18 protein-coding genes are annotated in these 17,916 nt (G+C 70.6%); 17 read left to right on the top strand and 1 reads right to left on the bottom strand.

The window, feature by feature from the left end:
• The first annotated feature begins 26 nt into the window (after positions 1–26).
• The 4 genes from AC07B0_RS29400 (at position 27) to nusB (ending at position 3,023) form a co-directional block, all read left to right on the top strand.
• Positions 27–761 carry an AAA family ATPase gene (locus tag AC07B0_RS29400; protein WP_356880327.1) on the top strand — a complete coding sequence of 245 codons (735 nt, stop codon included), beginning with the start codon at positions 27–29 and terminating at the stop codon, positions 759–761.
• Between the two features lie 87 nt (positions 762–848).
• Positions 849–1,955 carry an aminopeptidase P family protein gene (locus AC07B0_RS29395; RefSeq protein WP_356880325.1) on the top strand — a complete coding sequence of 369 codons (1,107 nt, stop codon included), beginning with the start codon at positions 849–851 and terminating at the stop codon, positions 1,953–1,955.
• Between the two features lie 61 nt (positions 1,956–2,016).
• Positions 2,017–2,583, top strand: coding sequence for an elongation factor P (efp, locus tag AC07B0_RS29390; RefSeq protein ID WP_356880323.1), 567 nt, complete (start codon positions 2,017–2,019; stop codon positions 2,581–2,583).
• Positions 2,584–2,585: 2 nt separating this feature from the next.
• On the top strand, positions 2,586–3,023 hold the full coding sequence (gene nusB / locus AC07B0_RS29385) for a transcription antitermination factor NusB (RefSeq protein WP_356880321.1): 438 nt from the start codon (positions 2,586–2,588) through the stop codon (positions 3,021–3,023).
• A 190-nt stretch (positions 3,024–3,213) separates the two neighbouring features.
• On the opposite strand, the gene bldD is transcribed toward nusB, so the two are convergent.
• Positions 3,214–3,714: a transcriptional regulator BldD gene (gene bldD, locus AC07B0_RS29380; RefSeq protein ID WP_007263032.1), complete on the bottom strand. Its 501-nt coding sequence runs from the start codon at positions 3,712–3,714 to the stop codon at positions 3,214–3,216.
• Between the two features lie 249 nt (positions 3,715–3,963).
• Between bldD and pyrR the strand changes: the two genes are divergently transcribed.
• The 13 genes from pyrR to metK all read left to right on the top strand — a co-directional run.
• Positions 3,964–4,548, top strand: coding sequence for a bifunctional pyr operon transcriptional regulator/uracil phosphoribosyltransferase PyrR (gene pyrR, locus AC07B0_RS29375; protein ID WP_356880318.1), 585 nt, complete (start codon positions 3,964–3,966; stop codon positions 4,546–4,548).
• Between the two features lie 114 nt (positions 4,549–4,662).
• Entirely contained in the window at positions 4,663–5,649 is a 987-nt protein-coding gene (locus tag AC07B0_RS29370) for an aspartate carbamoyltransferase catalytic subunit (RefSeq protein WP_356880316.1), read from the top strand.
• Between the two features lie 2 nt (positions 5,650–5,651).
• Entirely contained in the window at positions 5,652–6,938 is a 1,287-nt protein-coding gene (locus tag AC07B0_RS29365; protein ID WP_478899280.1) for a dihydroorotase, read from the top strand.
• Complete coding sequence (locus AC07B0_RS29360; protein ID WP_356880312.1) at positions 6,935–7,516, top strand: PH-like domain-containing protein; 582 nt, start codon at positions 6,935–6,937, stop codon at positions 7,514–7,516. The genes AC07B0_RS29365 and AC07B0_RS29360 overlap by 4 nt, the downstream gene beginning before the upstream one ends.
• Complete coding sequence (gene carA / locus AC07B0_RS29355; protein WP_356880310.1) at positions 7,513–8,661, top strand: glutamine-hydrolyzing carbamoyl-phosphate synthase small subunit; 1,149 nt, start codon at positions 7,513–7,515, stop codon at positions 8,659–8,661. The genes AC07B0_RS29360 and carA overlap by 4 nt, the downstream gene beginning before the upstream one ends.
• Positions 8,654–11,962, top strand: a complete 3,309-nt coding sequence (carB, locus tag AC07B0_RS29350; protein WP_478899279.1) for a carbamoyl-phosphate synthase large subunit — start codon at positions 8,654–8,656, stop codon at positions 11,960–11,962. The genes carA and carB overlap by 8 nt, the downstream gene beginning before the upstream one ends.
• A gap of 88 nt (positions 11,963–12,050) precedes the next feature.
• Entirely contained in the window at positions 12,051–13,160 is a 1,110-nt protein-coding gene (locus AC07B0_RS29345) for a quinone-dependent dihydroorotate dehydrogenase (protein ID WP_469384188.1), read from the top strand.
• Positions 13,157–13,999, top strand: coding sequence for an orotidine-5'-phosphate decarboxylase (pyrF, locus tag AC07B0_RS29340; protein WP_356880304.1), 843 nt, complete (start codon positions 13,157–13,159; stop codon positions 13,997–13,999). The genes AC07B0_RS29345 and pyrF overlap by 4 nt, the downstream gene beginning before the upstream one ends.
• 318 nt (positions 14,000–14,317) lie before the next feature.
• Positions 14,318–14,641 (top strand): integration host factor, encoded by a 324-nt coding sequence (locus AC07B0_RS29335; protein ID WP_356880302.1) that lies wholly within the window; start codon positions 14,318–14,320, stop codon positions 14,639–14,641.
• A gap of 61 nt (positions 14,642–14,702) precedes the next feature.
• Positions 14,703–15,266 carry a guanylate kinase gene (gene gmk, locus AC07B0_RS29330; protein ID WP_356880300.1) on the top strand — a complete coding sequence of 188 codons (564 nt, stop codon included), beginning with the start codon at positions 14,703–14,705 and terminating at the stop codon, positions 15,264–15,266.
• Positions 15,267–15,336: 70 nt separating this feature from the next.
• Complete coding sequence (gene rpoZ / locus AC07B0_RS29325; protein ID WP_004948662.1) at positions 15,337–15,609, top strand: DNA-directed RNA polymerase subunit omega; 273 nt, start codon at positions 15,337–15,339, stop codon at positions 15,607–15,609.
• Between the two features lie 110 nt (positions 15,610–15,719).
• Positions 15,720–16,946, top strand: a complete 1,227-nt coding sequence (gene coaBC, locus AC07B0_RS29320) for a bifunctional phosphopantothenoylcysteine decarboxylase/phosphopantothenate--cysteine ligase CoaBC (protein WP_356880298.1) — start codon at positions 15,720–15,722, stop codon at positions 16,944–16,946.
• A gap of 195 nt (positions 16,947–17,141) precedes the next feature.
• On the top strand, positions 17,142–17,916 hold a 775-nt coding region (metK, locus tag AC07B0_RS29315; protein WP_478899277.1), incomplete at its 3' end, for a methionine adenosyltransferase.

Here is a 17,916-nt window from a genome sequence, read left to right as displayed (position 1 = left end):
CGCCTGAACGAGACGGAGTGGCGCGGATGCAGCACGGAGTGGGGGGCTGGGGTCCGCCGGGACAGCACCCGGCGGCGCCCCCGCAGCCGCCTATACCCCCCGCGCAGGGCTGGCCGGTGACCCCGGTGCCCGACGCCACGGGACACGTCCCGCTGCCCCCGGCCGTGCCCGCGCCGGCCGGGCCGCCCCCGCCCGGCACGGGCGGGGCCACCCTCGCGGTGCTGCTCATCGGCCCCGCGGGCGCCGGGAAGACCACCGTGGCCCGGCACTGGGCGGGGACCCGCCCGGTGCCGACCGCGCACATCAGCCTCGACGACGTCCGGGAATGGGTCTGCTCGGGCTTCGCGGACCCGCAGGCCGGCTGGAACGAGCACTCCGAGGCCCAGTACCGCCTCGCCCGCCGCACCTGCGGGTTCGCGGCCCGCAACTTCCTGGCCAACGGCATCTCCTGCATCCTCGACGACGCCGTCTTCCCCGACCGGCCCGTGGTCGGCCTGGGCGGCTGGAAACGGCACGTGGGCCCGGGCCTGCTGCCCGTGGTGCTGCTGCCGGGCCTGGAGATCGTCCTCGACCGCAACGCCGCCCGCTCGGGCAACCGCAGGCTCTCCGACGAGGAAGTCGCCCGCATCCACGGCCGGATGGCCGGCTGGTACGGGTCCGGCCTGCCGATCATCGACAACTCCCACCTCGACGTCGAGGGCACCGCCCGCGCCCTCGACGAGGCCCTCGCCCGGGCCCTGGCCAGCCCGGGCGGCTGGTAGCCGCGCCGAGGGCGGCCACCTGCGGCCCGCCCCCGTGCGGACGCGCTCGCCGGGCCGGATGCGCGGGGCGCTCGTAGGCTCGAAGACATGTCAGACGTGTACGCGGCCCGCAGGGGCCTGCTCCGCGACCGCTGTGCAGCCGCGGGCAACTCCGCCGCCCTGATCACGCGTCCGGCGAACGTCCGCTACCTCGCCGGGGCGTCCCCGCTGGGCGCCGTCCTGCTGGTCGGACCCGCCGACGACGTCATGTTCTGCGCGGGCGCACCCACCGGCGAAGCCGACGAGGGACGCCTCGACGAACAGCTGCGGCTCTCGGTGCTGCCGAGCCCCGGCGCGGATCCGGCGGTGGCCGCGGCCGACCTCGCGGCGTCCGTGCGGGCCGAGTCGCTCGCCGTCGAGGAACACCACCTGACCGTCGGCCGGCACCGCGCCCTGCACTCCGTGGCGCCCCGGCTGCGCCTGGCCGACCTCGGTACCGCCGTCGAGCAGCAGCGCCTCGTCAAGGACGAGGACGAGATCGCCTGCCTGCGGATCGCCGCCGAGATCGCCGACCAGGCCCTCGGAGAGCTGCTGGAGTCGATCCTCGTCGGCCGCACGGAACGCCACCTCGCCCTGGAGCTGGAACGCCGCCTCGTCGACCACGGCGCCGACGGGCCCGCGTTCCCGACCTCGGTCGGCACCGGCCCGCACTCCGGGCGCTCCCGGCACCGGCCCTCGGACCGGCGGGTGGAGGAGGGCGACTTCCTCTCCGTCTGCCTGGGCGCCAACTACCGGGGCTACCGCTGCGAGATCGGCCGTACCTTCGTGATCGGCACCACTCCGGCCGACTGGCAGATCGAGCTCTACGACCTCGTCTTCGCCGCCCAGCGGGCCGGCCGGGAGTCCCTGCTGCCGGGCGCCGCGTACCGCGACGTCGACCGCGCGGCGCGCTCCGTACTGGACTCCGCGGGGCACGGCGAGGCCCTCGCCGGGTCGATGGGACACGGGGTCGGCCTCGAAATCGACGAGGACCCGCAGCTTGCACCTACGGCAATGGGTAAACTGGACGCTTGCGTGCCGGTCACCGTCGAACCGGGGGTTCACCTCCCGGGCCGGGGAGGTGTCCGGATCGATGACACGCTCGTCGTACGCCCCGAGGCGGACGGCGGTCCCGAGCTACTCACCATTACGACCAAGGAGCTGCTCGCGCTCTAGCCCGCGTTGCCGGGCCGTGAGTGCGCACCCTCGGTCTTCCAGTGCAGGAGATTCCGCAACCGTGGCTTCCACGAACGACCTCAAGAACGGCATGGTGCTCAAGCTCGACGGTGACCAGCTCTGGTCCGTCGTCGAGTTCCAGCACGTCAAGCCCGGCAAGGGCCCGGCCTTCGTGCGCACCAAGCTCAAGCACGTGCTCTCCGGCAAGGTCGTGGACAAGACCTTCAACGCCGGCACGAAGGTCGAGACGGCCACCATCGACCGCCGTGACATGCAGTTCTCTTACATGGACGGCGAGTACTTCGTCTTCATGGACATGAGCACCTACGACCAGCTGATGGTCGACAAGAAGGCCGTCGGCGACGCCGCGAACTTCCTGATCGAGGGCTTCACCGCCTCCGTCGCCCAGCACGAGGGCGAGGTGCTCTACGTCGAGCTCCCGGCCGCCGTCGAGCTCGTGATCGAGCACACCGACCCGGGCGTCCAGGGCGACCGCTCCACCGGCGGCACCAAGCCGGCGCGCCTGGAGACCGGTCACGAGATCCAGGTCCCGCTCTTCGTCACCACCGGCGAGAAGATCAAGGTCGACACCCGCACCAGCGGCTACCTCGGCCGGGTGAACAGCTAACCGTGGCTGCCCGGAGCAACGCGCGCAAGCGCGCTTTCCAGATCCTCTTCGAGGCCGACCAGCGCGGTGTGCCCGTGCGCGAGGTCCTCGCGGACTGGATCCGCCACGCGCGGTCGTCGGACGACCGGCAGCCGCCGGTCAGCGCCTTCACGATGGATCTCGTCGAGGGTTACGCCGACAAGGTGAACCGGATCGACGATCTGATCATCACCTACGCCGTGGACTGGGAGCTCGACCGCATGCCGGTCGTCGACCGGAACATCCTGCGGCTGGGTGCCTACGAGCTGATCTGGGTCGACGAGACCCCGGACGCCGTGGCCATCGACGAGGCCGTCCAGCTCGCCAAGGAGTTCTCCACGGACGACTCGCCGTCGTTCGTGAACGGACTGCTGGGCCGCTTCAAGGACCTCAAGCCGAACCTGCGCCGCAGCGAGAGCTGAGGCGCGGTACCGCGTCCCTACGGAAGGGCCCGCAGCGTGCGCGCTGCGGGCCCTTCCGTGTGCCCGGGAAGCCGACGGGTGGGCGGCGGGTGCCGGCGGGGGTGTGAAAAAACCGGTGGGTGCCGGGACCCGAAGAGGTCCCGGCACCCACCGGTAAACGTTTCTGCTGGGGCTGGACGGCCCCTGGGGACTAGATGTCCTCGTGTGCCACCGCGCGGCGCGCGTCGGCGTCCAGCACGCCCCAGCTGATCAGCTGCTCGGTCAGGACCGAGGGGGACTGGTCGTAGATCACGGCCAGGGTGCGCAGGTCGTCCTGGCGGATCGACAGGACCTTGCCGTTGTAGTCACCACGCTGGCTCTGGATCGTGGCGGCGTAACGCTGGAGCGGGCCGGCCTTCTCGGCGGGTACGCCCGCCAGGCGCTCCAGGTCGAGGCGGAGCTTCGGCGGCGGCTCGGCGGCCCCGCCGGGAGTCGTGCCCGGAAGCAGCTCCTGCACCGGAACCCCGTAGAAGTCCGCCAGCTCGGCAAGACGCTGGACGGTCACGGCGCGGTCCCCGCGCTCGTAGGACCCGACCACCACGGCCTTCCACCGGCCCTGGGACTTCTCCTCGACACCGTGGAGGGAAAGGCCCTGCTGGGTGCGGATGGCCCGGAGCTTGGCCCCGAGCTGTTTGGCGTATTCGCTGGACATAACGCTCCCGGACGCTGTGACGCTGTGACGACATGGACAGCATGCGGCTCCGCCGCGCGGCTGGTAACTCACTGTGAGGTTACGCAGCGTTACGTGGATGCGTCAAGCCGAATGGTCGGCGACGCCCACGGACGAGGGGATCGGAGCGGGCCCGGTGCGGGGGCGGGCGCCCGCCCCTGGTACCGTGGACGGCGTACATCAGACGTCCTTTAAGGTCCGTCCCGTGAGGCGGAGAAGGAGGTCCTTTTCATGGACACCCGTACCCAGCCCGACCAGAACCCGATGCGCCCCGTACTCGAGGCGCAGGACATCGCCCGGGTCCTGACGCGCATCGCCCACGAGATCGTCGAACGCGCCAAGGGCGCCGACGACGTGGTCCTCCTCGGCATCCCCACCCGTGGCGTCTTCCTCGCCCGCCGGCTGGCCGAGAAGCTCGAAGAGATCACCGGCACGAAGATCCCGGTCGGTTCCCTCGACATCACCATGTACCGCGACGACCTGCGCCTGAAGCCCGCCCGGGCGATCGGCCGCACCGAGATCCCCGGCGACGACATCGACGGCCGCCTGGTGATCCTCGTCGACGACGTGCTCTTCTCCGGCCGCACCATCCGGGCCGCCCTCGACGCGCTCGGCGCCATCGGCCGCCCCCGCGCCGTACAGCTCGCGGTCCTCGTCGACCGGGGCCACCGCGAGCTCCCGATCCGCGCCGACTACGTCGGCAAGAACCTCCCCACGTCGCTGCGGGAGACCGTCAAGGTCCAGCTCCAGGAGGAGGACGGCCGTGACGCCGTGCTGCTCGGCCAGCGGACCGCCCAGGCAGCCGGGCAGCAGTAGCCCCCTACCGGTCCGGGTCCCGCCGCGGGGTCCGCGCCGAGGTCTGCCCTGCCCCGCCCGCACCCCGGCACGCCCGTCAGCCTGCCCGCCCTCCCGACCTACGGAGCCATCCAGATGAAGCGTCACCTCATCTCGGCCGCCGACCTCACCCGCGACGACGCCGTCCTCATCCTCGACACCGCCGAGGAGATGGCCCGCGTCGCGGACCGGCCGATCAAGAAGCTGCCCACCCTGCGCGGCCTCACGGTCGTCAACCTCTTCTTCGAGGACTCGACCCGCACCCGGATCTCGTTCGAGGCCGCCGCCAAGCGGCTGTCCGCCGACGTCATCAACTTCTCCGCCAAGGGTTCTTCCGTTTCCAAGGGCGAATCCCTGAAGGACACGGCGCTGACCCTGGAGGCCATGGGCGCCGACGCGGTCGTCATCCGCCACCACGCCTCCGGCGCCCCCTACCGCCTCGCGACCTCCGGCTGGATCGACTCGGCCGTCGTCAACGCCGGCGACGGCACCCACGAGCACCCCACCCAGGCCCTGCTGGACGCCTTCACCATGCGCCGCCGCCTCGTCGGCCGCGACGCCGGACTCGGCAAGGACCTAGGCGGCCGCCGGATCACGATCGTGGGCGACGTCCTGCACAGCCGCGTCGCCCGCTCCAACGTCCAGCTGCTCCACACGCTGGGCGCCGAGGTCACCGTGGTGGCCCCGCCCACGCTGGTGCCGATCGGCGTCGAGAGCTGGCCCTGCGAGGTCTCGTACAACCTCGACGAGGTGCTGCCGAAGTCCGACGCGGTCATGATGCTGCGTGTGCAGCGCGAACGCATGAACGCCGCCTTCTTCCCGACCGAGCGCGAGTACTCCCGCCGGTACGGGCTCGACGGCGAGCGCATGGCCCGGATGCCCGAGCACGCCATCGTCATGCACCCCGGCCCGATGAACCGCGGCATGGAGATCACCGCCCAGGTCGCCGACTCCGACCGGTGCACGGCCGTCGAGCAGGTCGCCAACGGCGTCTCCACCCGGATGGCCGTCCTGTACCTGCTGCTCGGAGGCTCCGAGCCCGCCGTCACCACCACCGCCGCCCGTACCGAGGAGAGCAAGTAACCATGAGCAAGATCCTTATCCGTGGCGCGAAGGTACTGGGCGACGAAGCGCAGGACGTCCTGATCGACGGCGAGACCATCGCCGAGGTCGGCACCGGCCTGTCGGCCGAGGGCGCGACCGTCATCGAGGCCGAGGGCCAGGTCCTCCTGCCGGGCCTCGTCGACCTCCACACCCACCTGCGCGAGCCCGGCCGCGAGGACAGCGAGACCGTCCTCACCGGCACCCGGGCCGCGGCCTCCGGCGGCTACACCGCCGTCTTCGCCATGGCGAACACGTTCCCGGTCGCCGACACCGCCGGCGTCGTCGAGCAGGTGTGGCGCCTGGGCAAGGAGTCCGGCTACTGCGACGTGCAGCCCATCGGCGCCGTCACCGTCGGCCTGGAGGGCAAGCAGCTCTCCGAGCTGGGCGCCATGCACGACTCCGCCGCCCGCGTCACCGTCTTCTCCGACGACGGCAAGTGCGTCGACGACGCCGTGATCATGCGCCGCGCCCTGGAGTACGTGAAGGCCTTCGGCGGCGTCGTCGCCCAGCACGCCCAGGAGCCCCGCCTCACCGAGGGCGCCCAGATGAACGAGGGCGTCGTCTCCGCCGAGCTCGGCCTCGGCGGCTGGCCCGCCGTGGCCGAGGAGTCGATCATCGCCCGCGACGTCCTGCTCGCCGAGCACGTCGGCTCCCGCGTGCACATCTGCCACCTCTCCACCGCCGGCTCCGTCGAGATCGTCCGCTGGGCCAAGTCCCGCGGCATCGACGTCACCGCCGAGGTCACCCCGCACCACCTGCTCCTCACCGACGAGCTCGTCCGCTCGTACAACGCGGTCTACAAGGTCAACCCGCCGCTGCGCACCGAGCGCGACGTGCTGGCCCTGCGCGAGGCGCTCGCCGACGGCACGATCGACATCGTCGCCACCGACCACGCCCCGCACCCGCACGAGGACAAGGACTGCGAGTGGGCCGCCGCCGCCATGGGCATGGTGGGCCTGGAGACCGCGCTCTCCGTCGTCCAGCAGACGATGGTCGAGACCGGACTGCTCGACTGGGCGGGCGTCGCGGAGCGGATGTCCTTCGCCCCGGCGCGCATCGGCGGCCTGGAGAACCACGGCCGTAGCGTCTCGGCAGGTGAACCCGCGAACCTGACCTTGGTCGATACCTCGTACCGTGGTGTCGTGGACCCCGCACACTTCGCCTCCCGCAGCCGCAACACGCCTTACGAGGGCCGTGAGCTGCCGGGGCGCGTCACTCATACCTTCCTGCGGGGCCGGGCAACGGTCGTGGACGGGAAACTGGCGTGACACCTGCAGTAATCCAACTGGCCGCAGAAGCCGCCGAGCGAAAGTCGGCGGAGGTGACGGACTGGGACGCCCGCGTGGCGTGGCTGATCGGTCTGGTCGTCTTCATCGCGTTCGTGTACTGGCTGATGCGGCAGGGCTGGAAATGGCGCGGCGCACTGCAGAGCGATCTGCCGGAGCTGCCCGCCGCCCCCGGCGGTCTCCCCGAGCACCGGCTGGCCCTGACCGGCCGGTACCACGGCTCGACGACCGCCGGGCAGTGGCTGGACCGGATCGTCGCCCACGGCCTGGGCGTCCGCAGCCGGGTCGAGCTCACGCTCACCGACACGGGCCTCGACGTGGTCCGACCGGGTGCCACCGACTTCTTCGTACCGGCCGCGCAGCTGCGCGGCGCCCGCCTCGACAAGGGAATCGCGGGCAAGGTACTCACCGAGGGCGGTCTCCTCGTCGTCACCTGGGCGCACGGCGACAAGCTGATCGACTCCGGATTCCGCTCCGACCGCGCGGCCGAGCACGCCGCCTGGGTCGAAGCGATCAACAACATGAACTCATCCATCACGACGGAAGGCGCCGAACGATGACGACCTCCACCAGGGGAGCAGCCAAAGCTCCCGCCGTACTCGTCCTGGAGGACGGTCGGATCTTCCGCGGCCGCGCCTACGGCGCTGTGGGGGAGACCTTCGGCGAGGCCGTGTTCTCCACCGGCATGACCGGCTACCAGGAGACCCTCACCGACCCGTCGTACCACCGGCAGGTCGTCGTGATGACCGCCCCGCACGTGGGCAACACCGGCGTCAACGACGAGGACCCCGAGTCCTCCCGCATCTGGGTCGCCGGCTACGTCGTCCGCGACCCCGCCCGCGTCCCCTCCAACTGGCGCTCCCAGCGCTCGCTGGACGAGGAGCTGGTCAAGCAGGGCGTCGTCGGGATCTCCGGCATCGACACCCGCGCCCTGACCCGCCACCTGCGCGAGCGCGGCGCCATGCGCGTCGGCATCTTCTCCGGCGACGCCTGGACCGGCGTCCGCGACGAGACGCTGCTGGCCCGCGTCAAGGAAGCCCCGCAGATGAAGGGCGCCGACCTCTCCGCCGAGGTCGCCACCAAGGAGACCTACGTGGTCCCCGCGATCGGCGAGAAGAAGTACACCGTCGCCGCCGTCGACCTCGGCATCAAGGGCATGACCCCGCACCGGATGGCCGAGCGCGGCATCGAGGTCCACGTCCTGCCCGCCACCGCCACCGTCGAGGACGTGTACGCGGTCAACCCGGACGGGGTGTTCTTCTCCAACGGCCCCGGCGACCCGGCCACCGCCGACGGCCCCGTGGCGGTCATGCAGGGCGTCCTCGCCCGCAAGACCCCGCTCTTCGGCATCTGCTTCGGCAACCAGATCCTGGGCCGCGCGCTCGGCTTCGGCACCTACAAGCTGAAGTACGGCCACCGCGGCATCAACCAGCCGGTCCAGGACCGCACCACCGGCAAGGTCGAGGTCACCGCGCACAACCACGGCTTCGCCGTCGACGCGCCCCTCGACAAGGTCTCCGAGACCCCCTACGGCCGCGCCGAGGTCTCGCACGTCTGCCTGAACGACAACGTGGTGGAAGGCCTCCAGCTGCTCGACCAGCCGGCCTTCTCCGTCCAGTACCACCCCGAAGCGGCCGCCGGCCCGCACGACGCCGCGTACCTCTTCGACCGTTTCGTCACCCTGATGGAGGCCGAGCGTGCCTAAGCGCACCGATATCCAGTCCGTCCTGGTCATCGGCTCCGGCCCGATCGTCATCGGCCAGGCCGCCGAGTTCGACTACTCCGGCACCCAGGCCTGCCGCATCCTCAAGGCCGAGGGCCTGCGGGTCATCCTGGTGAACTCCAACCCGGCGACGATCATGACCGACCCGGAGATCGCCGACGCCACGTACGTCGAGCCGATCACCCCCGAGTTCGTCGAGAAGATCATCGCCAAGGAGCGCCCCGACGCGCTGCTCCCCACCCTCGGCGGCCAGACCGCGCTCAACACCGCGATCTCCATGCACGAGCAGGGTGTGCTGGAGAAGTACGGCGTCGAGCTCATCGGCGCCAACGTCGAGGCCATCAACAAGGGCGAGGACCGCGACCTCTTCAAGGGCGTCGTCGAGGCCGTCAAGGCCAAGATCGGCTACGGCGAGTCCGCCCGCTCGGTCATCTGCCACTCGATGGACGACGTCATCAAGGGCGTCGACACCCTCGGCGGCTACCCCGTCGTCGTCCGCCCCTCCTTCACCATGGGCGGCGCCGGCTCCGGCTTCGCCCACGACGAGGACGAGCTGCGCCGCATCGCCGGCCAGGGCCTCACGCTCTCCCCGACCACCGAGGTGCTCCTGGAGGAGTCCATCCTCGGCTGGAAGGAGTACGAGCTGGAGCTGATGCGCGACACCAAGGACAACGTCGTCGTCGTCTGTTCCATCGAGAACTTCGACCCGATGGGCGTCCACACCGGTGACTCGATCACCGTCGCCCCGGCCATGACCCTCACCGACCGCGAGTACCAGCGGCTGCGCGACATCGGCATCGCGATCATCCGCGAGGTCGGCGTCGACACCGGCGGCTGCAACATCCAGTTCGCGATCGACCCGGTCGACGGCCGCGTCATCGTCATCGAGATGAACCCCCGCGTCTCGCGCTCCTCGGCGCTCGCGTCGAAGGCCACCGGCTTCCCGATCGCCAAGATCGCCGCCAAGCTGGCCATCGGCTACACGCTCGACGAGGTCCCCAACGACATCACCGAGAAGACGCCGGCCTCCTTCGAGCCGTCCCTCGACTACGTCGTCGTCAAGGCACCCCGCTTCGCCTTCGAGAAGTTCCCGCTCGCCGACGCCACCCTCACCACCACCATGAAGTCGGTGGGCGAGGCCATGGCCATCGGCCGCAACTTCACCGAGGCCCTCCAGAAGGCCCTGCGCTCCCTGGAGAAGAAGGGCTCGCAGTTCACCTTCGTCGGCCCCACCGGCGACAAGGAAGAGCTCCTCACCACCGCGGTCCGCCCCACCGACGGCCGCATCAACACCGTCATGCAGGCCATCCGCGCCGGCGCCACCCAGGAAGAGGTCTTCGAGTACACGAAGATCGACCCCTGGTTCGTCGACCAGCTCTTCCTCATCAAGGAGATCGCGGACGACCTGGCCGCCGCCGAGAAGCTCCACCCCGAGCTGCTCGCCGAGGCCAAGCGCCACGGCTTCTCCGACTTCCAGATCGCGGAGATCCGCGGCCTGCGCGAGGACGTCGTCCGCGAGGTCCGGCACGCGCTGGGCGTCCGCCCGGTCTACAAGACGGTCGACACCTGCGCCGCCGAGTTCGCCGCGAAGACCCCGTACTTCTACTCGTCCTACGACGAGGAGTCCGAGGTCGCCCCGCGCACCAAGCCCGCGGTCATCATCCTGGGCTCCGGCCCGAACCGCATCGGCCAGGGCATCGAGTTCGACTACTCCTGCGTCCACGCCTCCTTCGCCCTCAGCGACGCCGGCTACGAGACCGTGATGGTCAACTGCAACCCCGAGACCGTCTCGACGGACTACGACACCTCCGACCGCCTGTACTTCGAGCCGCTGACGCTCGAAGACGTGCTGGAAATCGTCCACGCCGAGTCGCTGGCCGGCCCCATCGCCGGCGTCATCGTCCAGCTCGGCGGCCAGACCCCCCTCGGTCTCGCCCAGGCGCTCAAGGACAACGGCGTCCCCGTCGTCGGCACCTCCCCGGAGGCCATCCACGCCGCCGAGGACCGCGGCGCCTTCGGCCAGGTCCTCGCCGACGCCGGTCTCCCGGCCCCCAAGCACGGCACCGCCACCACCTTCGCCGGTGCGAAGGCGATCGCGGACGAGATCGGCTACCCGGTCCTCGTGCGCCCCTCGTACGTGCTCGGCGGCCGCGGCATGGAGATCGTCTACGACGAGACCCGGCTGGAGTCCTACATCGCCGAGTCCACCGAGATCTCCCCGACCCGCCCCGTGCTGGTCGACCGCTTCCTCGACGACGCCATCGAGATCGACGTCGACGCCCTCTACGACGGCACCGAGCTCTACCTCGGCGGTGTCATGGAGCACATCGAGGAAGCCGGCATCCACTCCGGCGACTCGGCCTGCGCCCTGCCCCCGATCACCCTCGGCGGCTACGACATCAAGCGCCTGCGCGCCTCCACCGAGGCGATCGCCAAGGGCGTCGGGGTCCGCGGCCTGATCAACATCCAGTTCGCCATGGCCGGCGACATCCTCTACGTCCTGGAGGCCAACCCGCGTGCCTCCAGGACCGTCCCCTTCACCTCGAAGGCGACCGCCGTCCCGCTCGCGAAGGCCGCCGCCCGCATCTCGCTCGGCACCACCATCGCCGAGCTGCGCGAGGAGGGCATGCTGCCCAAGAGCGGCGACGGCGGCACCCTGCCGCTCGACGCGCCGATCTCCGTCAAGGAGGCCGTCATGCCGTGGTCGCGCTTCCGCGACATCCACGGCCGCGGCGTCGACACGGTCCTCGGCCCGGAGATGCGCTCCACCGGCGAGGTCATGGGCATCGACTCGGTCTTCGGCACGGCGTACGCCAAGTCGCAGGCCGGGGCCTACGGCCCGCTGCCCACGAAGGGCCGCGCCTTCATCTCCGTCGCCAACCGCGACAAGCGCACGATGATCTTCCCGGCGCGCGAGCTCGTCGCCCACGGCTTCGAGCTGATGGCCACCTCCGGCACCGCGGAGGTGCTGCGCCGCAACGGCATCAACGCCACCGTCGTGCGCAAGCTCAGCGACGGCGAGGGTCCGAACGGCGAGAAGAACATCGTCCAGCTGATCCACGACGGCCAGGTCGACCTGATCGTCAACACCCCGTACGGCACCGGCGGCCGCCTCGACGGCTACGAGATCCGCACGGCCGCCGTGGCGCGCAGCGTCCCGTGCCTGACCACGGTCCAGGCGCTCGCCGCCGCCGTCCAGGGCATCGACGCGCTCAACCGCGGCGACGTGGGCGTCCGCTCCCTCCAGGAGCACGCGGAGCACCTGACCGCGGCCCGCGACTAACACCCGTACAGCCCGGACACGGGAGGGGGGACACCGGTTTCACGACGGGTGTCCCCCTTTCCATGAGCGCAGAGGGATCTTCTCGACGATGTACAAGCTCTTCTTCAACCTGGTCTTCAAGCGGATGGACCCCGAGCGGGCCCACTACACGGCCTTCCGCTGGATCCGCCTCGCCGCCCGCACCCCCGTGCTGCGCACCTTCGTCGCGGCCGCCCTGGCACCGCGCTACGAGGGGCTCCGCACCGAGGCCCTCGGCCTGCGGATGCACGGCCCCTTCGGCCTCGCCGCAGGCTTCGACAAGAACGCCGTCGCCATCGACGGCATGTCGATGCTCGGCTTCGACCACGTCGAGATCGGCACGGTCACCGGGCAGGCACAGCCCGGCAACCCCAAGAAGCGGCTCTTCCGGCTGGTCCCCGACCGGGCGCTGATCAACCGCATGGGCTTCAACAACGAGGGCTCCGAGGCCGTCGCCGAGCGCCTCGCGGCCCGCAACCCGGTCTTCAGGACCGTCGTCGGCGTCAACATCGGCAAGACCAAGGTCGTGCCGGAGGACGAGGCGGCCGCCGACTACGTGCTCTCCACCGAGCGCCTCGCCCGCCACGCGGACTACCTGGTCGTCAACGTCTCCTCGCCGAACACCCCGGGCCTGCGCAACCTCCAGGCGACCGAGTCGCTGCGCCCGCTGCTGACCGCCGTGCGCGAGGCCGCGGACCGCGCGGTCACCGACCGCCGCGTCCCGCTGCTGGTCAAGATCGCCCCGGACCTGGCGGACGAGGACGTCGACGCGGTCGCCGACCTCGCCCTGGAGCTAGGCCTGGACGGCATCATCGCCACGAACACCACCATCGCCCGGGAGGGGCTGGGCCTGAAGTCCGCCCCGTCCCTGGTGAAGGAGACCGGCGGACTGTCCGGCGCCCCGGTCAAGGAGCGCTCCCTGGAGGTCCTGCGCCGCCTGTACGCGCGCGTCGGGGACCGGATCGTCCTGGTGGGCGTCGGCGGCATCGAGAACGCCGAGGACGCCTGGCAGCGCATCCTCGCGGGCGCCACCCTGATCCAGGGCTACAGCGCCTTCATCTACGAGGGCCCGTTCTATGCCCGCGCCATCCACAAGGGCCTGGCCGCGCGCCTGGCCAACAGCCCCTACGCGACCCTCGCGGAAGCGGTGGGCGCCGAGACCCGAAAGGCCGCCCTGTGAGCCCCGTGACCCCCTTCGGAACCCGTCTGCGCGCCGCCATGGACGCCCGGGGCCCGCTGTGCGTCGGCATCGACCCGCACGCCGCCCTGCTGGCCTCCTGGGGCCTCGACGACGACATCGCGGGCCTGGAGCGGTTCTCCCGCACCGTCGTGGAGGCCCTGGCGCAGGAGGTCGCGGTGTTCAAGCCGCAGGCCGCCTTCTTCGAACGGTTCGGCTCGCGCGGTGTCGCGGTGCTGGAGCGGACCGTCGCGGACGCCCGAGCGGCCGGGACCCTCGTCGTCATGGACGCGAAGCGCGGGGACATCGGCTCGACGATGGCCGCCTACGCCGCCGCCTTCCTGGACCCCTCGTCCCCGCTGTTCTCGGACGCGCTGACCGTCTCCCCGTACCTCGGCTACGGCTCGCTGAAGCCGGCCGTCGACCTGGCGCGGGAGTCCGGCGCGGGCCTGTTCGTCCTGGCCCTCACCTCCAACCCGGAGGGGGCCGAGGTCCAGCGGGCGGTGCGCGAGGACGGCCGCACCATCGGCGCGACCATGCTGGCGCACCTGGCGGCGGAGAACGCCGGCGCCGAGCCGATGGGCTCCTTCGGCGCGGTGGTCGGCGCCACCCTGGGCGACCTGTCCTCCTTCGACCTGGACATCAACGGCCCGCTGCTGGCCCCGGGCATCGGCGCCCAGGGCGCGACGGCGGCCGACCTCCCGGCGGTCTTCGGCCGGGCCGTCGGCAACGTCGTCCCGAACGTCTCGCGGGGCGTCCTGAAGCACGGTCCGGACGTGGCGGCGCTGCGAGCCTCGGCGAAGGGCTTCGCGGACGAGGTCCGGGCGGCCGTCGCCGGGTAGCGCGGTCCGCCCCTCGGCCCCGGATTTCGAGCGGTCCGACGGGGCCGCCGGACGGGCACTTGGAACGGCCTGACGAAATTCGAACGTCTTTCCCCGGACAAAACCGGGGTAGTTTGTCCGTGATGTACGGTTCAGTGGAGGCTGACCAGGACTTTTCGTCCGTTCTCGCTGACTGGAGCGGCCTTGGCCGCTAGTCTCCGACCAGAGTGAACGAGCAGCGAACGAATTTCGTCGCTGTTCGGAGGCTCGCCCGGCGTGGTGCCCGCAAGCTCCCCGCCGGTCCGTATCCGACAGTTCGACATCCGAGGTGACGTAGGCGTGGCTCTTCCGCCCCTTACCCCTGAACAGCGCGCAGCAGCGCTCGAAAAGGCCGCCGCGGCTCGCCGGGAGCGGGCCGAGGTGAAGAATCGACTCAAGCACTCCGGCGCCTCCCTCCACGACGTCATCAAGATGGGTCAGGAGAACGACGTCATCGGCAAGATGAAGGTCTCCGCCCTTCTCGAGTCGCTGCCCGGCGTCGGCAAGGTCCGCGCCAAGCAGATCATGGAGCGCCTCGGCATCTCCGAGTCCCGGCGTGTCCGAGGTCTCGGTTCCAACCAGATCGCCTCTCTGGAGCGTGAGTTCGGCGGTAGCAACGCCTGAGGCGTCGCCCGAAGTTCTCCCGGCGTTCTCAGGCAGTCCCTGGAACCTGGATAATCGCTCTATGGCAGCAGAGGTTCGTCCGCGGCTGACCGTGCTCTCCGGCCCCTCGGGGGTCGGCAAGAGCACGGTCGTCGCGCATATGCGCACAGTCCACCCCGAGGTATGGCTCTCGGTGTCGGCCACCACCCGCAAGCCGCGGCCCGGTGAGCGACACGGAGTCCACTACTTCTTCGTCAACGACGACGAGTTCGACAAGCTGATCGCCAACGGCGAGCTGCTGGAGTGGGCCGAGTTCGCGGGCAACCGCTACGGCACACCGCGCGGCGCGGTGCTGGAACGCCTCGACAACGGCGAGCCGGTACTGCTGGAGATCGACCTCCAGGGCGCCCGGCTCGTCCGCGAGTCCAAGCCCGATGCCCAGCTGGTCTTCCTGGCTCCTCCGAGCTGGGAGGAACTGGTCCGCCGGCTCACCGGCCGCGGGACCGAGTCCGCCGAGGTCATCGAGCGCCGCCTCGCGGCCGCCAAGATCGAACTCGCTGCCGAGCCCGAGTTCGACACCACCCTCGTCAACACCTCCGTCGAGGACGTGGCACGCGAGCTGCTAGCCTTGATGAATGTCGTCTGATCGTTGATCGATGTCATTTCGGTCAACACTTGATCGTTTCGATCATTCACCCATCTTCGGAAGGTAGAGCGTGTCCTCTTCCATCACCGCGCCCGAGGGCATCATCAACCCGCCGATCGACGAGCTGCTCGAGGCCACGGACTCGAAGTACAGCCTCGTGATCTACGCGGCCAAGCGCGCGCGTCAGATCAACGCGTACTACTCGCAGCTCGGTGAGGGCCTGCTCGAGTACGTCGGCCCGCTGGTGGACACCCACGTCCACGAGAAGCCGCTTTCGATCGCGCTGCGCGAGATCAACGCGGGTCTGCTGACCTCCGAGGCCATCGAGGCCCCGGCCCAGTAAGGCACCGAGAATTCCTTCACCACAGGCCCGGCAGAACATCTGCCGGGCCTGTGGTGTGTCATAGGCGTGACGGGTGTCACCGACAGATGGATCCTGAAGGGGAGTGCGTGGTGGGTAAGCCGAAGGTCGTGCTGGGTGTCAGCGGCGGGATCGCCGCCTACAAGGCCTGCGAGCTGCTGCGCCGGCTGACCGAGTCCGGACACGACGTACGGGTGGTGCCGACGGCGGCGTCCCTGAACTTCGTCGGCGAGGCCACCTGGGCCGCGCTCTCCGGGAACCCCGCCTCCACGCAGGTCTGGGAGACCGTCCACGAGGTGCCCCACGTGCGCATCGGCCAGTCGGCCGACCTCGTCGTGGTCGCCCCGGCCACCGCCGACATGCTGGCCAAGGCCGCGCACGGGCTGGCCGACGACCTCCTCACGAACACCCTGCTCACCGCCCGCTGCCCGGTGGTGTTCGCACCCGCGATGCACACCGAGATGTGGGAGCACCCCGCCACCCAGGAGAACGTCGCCACGCTGCGCCGGCGCGGGGCCCTCGTCATCGAGCCCGCCGTCGGCCGGCTCACCGGCAAGGACACCGGCAAGGGCCGGCTGCCCGACCCCGAGGAGATCTTCGAGTTCTGCCGCGGGGTGCTCGCCCGGGGCTCCGCCGGACCGGACCTCGCCGGGCGGCACGTGGTGATCAGCGCCGGCGGGACGCGCGAACCCCTGGACCCCGTCCGCTTCCTCGGCAACCGCTCCTCCGGCAAGCAGGGCTACGCCCTCGCCCGCACCGCCGTCGCCCGCGGCGCCCGGGTCACCCTGATCGCCGCGAACACCTCCCTGGCCGACCCGGCCGGGGTGGACCTCGTACGCGTGGGCACGGCCCTCCAGCTGCGGGAGGCGGTGCTGAAGGCGGCGGCCGACGCCGACGCCGTCGTGATGGCGGCGGCCGTGGCCGACTTCCGGCCCGCCCGGTACGCGGACGGGAAGATCAAGAAGCGGGACGGGCAGGAGCCCGAGCCGGTGGCCCTCGTACGCAATCCGGACGTCCTCGCGGAGATCTCCGCCGAACGGGCCACGGACGGGCAGATCGTCGTCGGCTTCGCCGCCGAGACCGACGACGTCCTCGCCAACGGACGCGCGAAGCTCCGGCGCAAGGGATGTGACCTTCTCGTCGTGAACGAGGTGGGTGAGGCCAAGACCTTCGGTTCGGAGGAGAACGAGGCCGTGATCCTCGCCTCCGACGGGACGGAAACACCCGTTCCCTACGGTCCCAAGGAAGCCCTGGCCGGATTGATCTGGGACCAGGTCGCCCCCCGGCTCGCCCCGCCACGGCCGTCCCGACGCGCCTGAGCGTCGGCCTTTTCGAGGGCGACCGAGTGCGTCAGAATGGAGTGCCGCAGGTCACATGGCTCCCATAAGGCGAGACGGGTGGTCCGGCAAACGGTGGCGACCGATAAACTGCACCAAGGAACGTGATCGGGCGCAGCCCCCGATGTGGTTCCGCCAAATGATCAGCCAGCAGCCGCTGCAACCCCAGGGAGCGTTGTGTCCCGTCGCCTGTTCACCTCGGAGTCCGTGACCGAGGGTCACCCCGACAAGATCGCTGACCAGATCAGCGACACGATCCTCGACGCGCTCCTCACCGAGGACCCGACCTCGCGTGTGGCCGTGGAGACTCTCATCACCACCGGTCTCGTGCACATCGCGGGCGAGGTGACGACGAAGGCGTACGCGCCGATCGCCCAGCTCGTGCGCGACAAGATCCTCGAAATCGGTTACGACTCTTCGAAGAAGGGCTTCGACGGCGCTTCCTGTGGCGTGTCGGTGTCGATCGGCGCGCAGTCCCCGGACATCGCGCAGGGCGTCGACACCGCTTACGAGAAGCGGGTCGAGGGCGATGAGGACGAGCTGGACAAGCAGGGCGCGGGCGACCAGGGCCTGATGTTCGGCTACGCCTGCGACGAGACGCCCGAGCTGATGCCGCTGCCGATCCACATCGCGCACCGTCTCTCGCGCCGCCTGTCCGAGGTCCGCAAGAACGGGACGATCCCGTACCTGCGCCCGGACGGCAAGACGCAGGTGACGATCGAGTACGACGGTGACAAGGCCGTGCGTCTCGACACGGTCGTGGTGTCCTCGCAGCACGCGGCGGACATCGACCTGGACTCGCTGCTCGCTCCGGACATCCGCGAGTTCGTGGTGGAGCACGTGCTGGCGCAGCTCGTCGAGGACGGGATCAAGCTGGACACGGAGGGGTACCGGCTGCTGGTGAACCCGACGGGCCGGTTCGAGATCGGTGGTCCGATGGGTGACGCGGGCC

This window comes from Streptomyces sp. NPDC044704 (genome assembly GCF_056433525.1).
The sequence above is the reverse complement of the archived record's forward strand: the minus strand, read 5'-3'. Positions and strand labels throughout refer to the sequence as shown.

Excerpts from the sequence above, each read along its gene's own strand:
- AC07B0_RS29365 (WP_478899280.1), top strand. The coding sequence starts at position 5,652 with ATGAGCAAGATCCTTATCCGTGGCGCGAAGGTACTGGGCGACGAAGCG.
- bldD (WP_007263032.1), bottom strand. The coding sequence starts at position 3,714 with ATGTCCAGCGAATACGCCAAACAGCTCGGGGCCAAGCTCCGGGCCATC.
- carA (WP_356880310.1), top strand. The coding sequence starts at position 7,513 with ATGACGACCTCCACCAGGGGAGCAGCCAAAGCTCCCGCCGTACTCGTC.
- pyrR (WP_356880318.1), top strand. The coding sequence starts at position 3,964 with ATGGACACCCGTACCCAGCCCGACCAGAACCCGATGCGCCCCGTACTC.
- AC07B0_RS29370 (WP_356880316.1), top strand. The coding sequence starts at position 4,663 with ATGAAGCGTCACCTCATCTCGGCCGCCGACCTCACCCGCGACGACGCC.
- AC07B0_RS29345 (WP_469384188.1), top strand. The coding sequence starts at position 12,051 with ATGTACAAGCTCTTCTTCAACCTGGTCTTCAAGCGGATGGACCCCGAG.
- AC07B0_RS29400 (WP_356880327.1), top strand. The coding sequence starts at position 27 with ATGCAGCACGGAGTGGGGGGCTGGGGTCCGCCGGGACAGCACCCGGCG.
- AC07B0_RS29395 (WP_356880325.1), top strand. The coding sequence starts at position 849 with ATGTCAGACGTGTACGCGGCCCGCAGGGGCCTGCTCCGCGACCGCTGT.
- gmk (WP_356880300.1), top strand. The coding sequence starts at position 14,703 with ATGGCAGCAGAGGTTCGTCCGCGGCTGACCGTGCTCTCCGGCCCCTCG.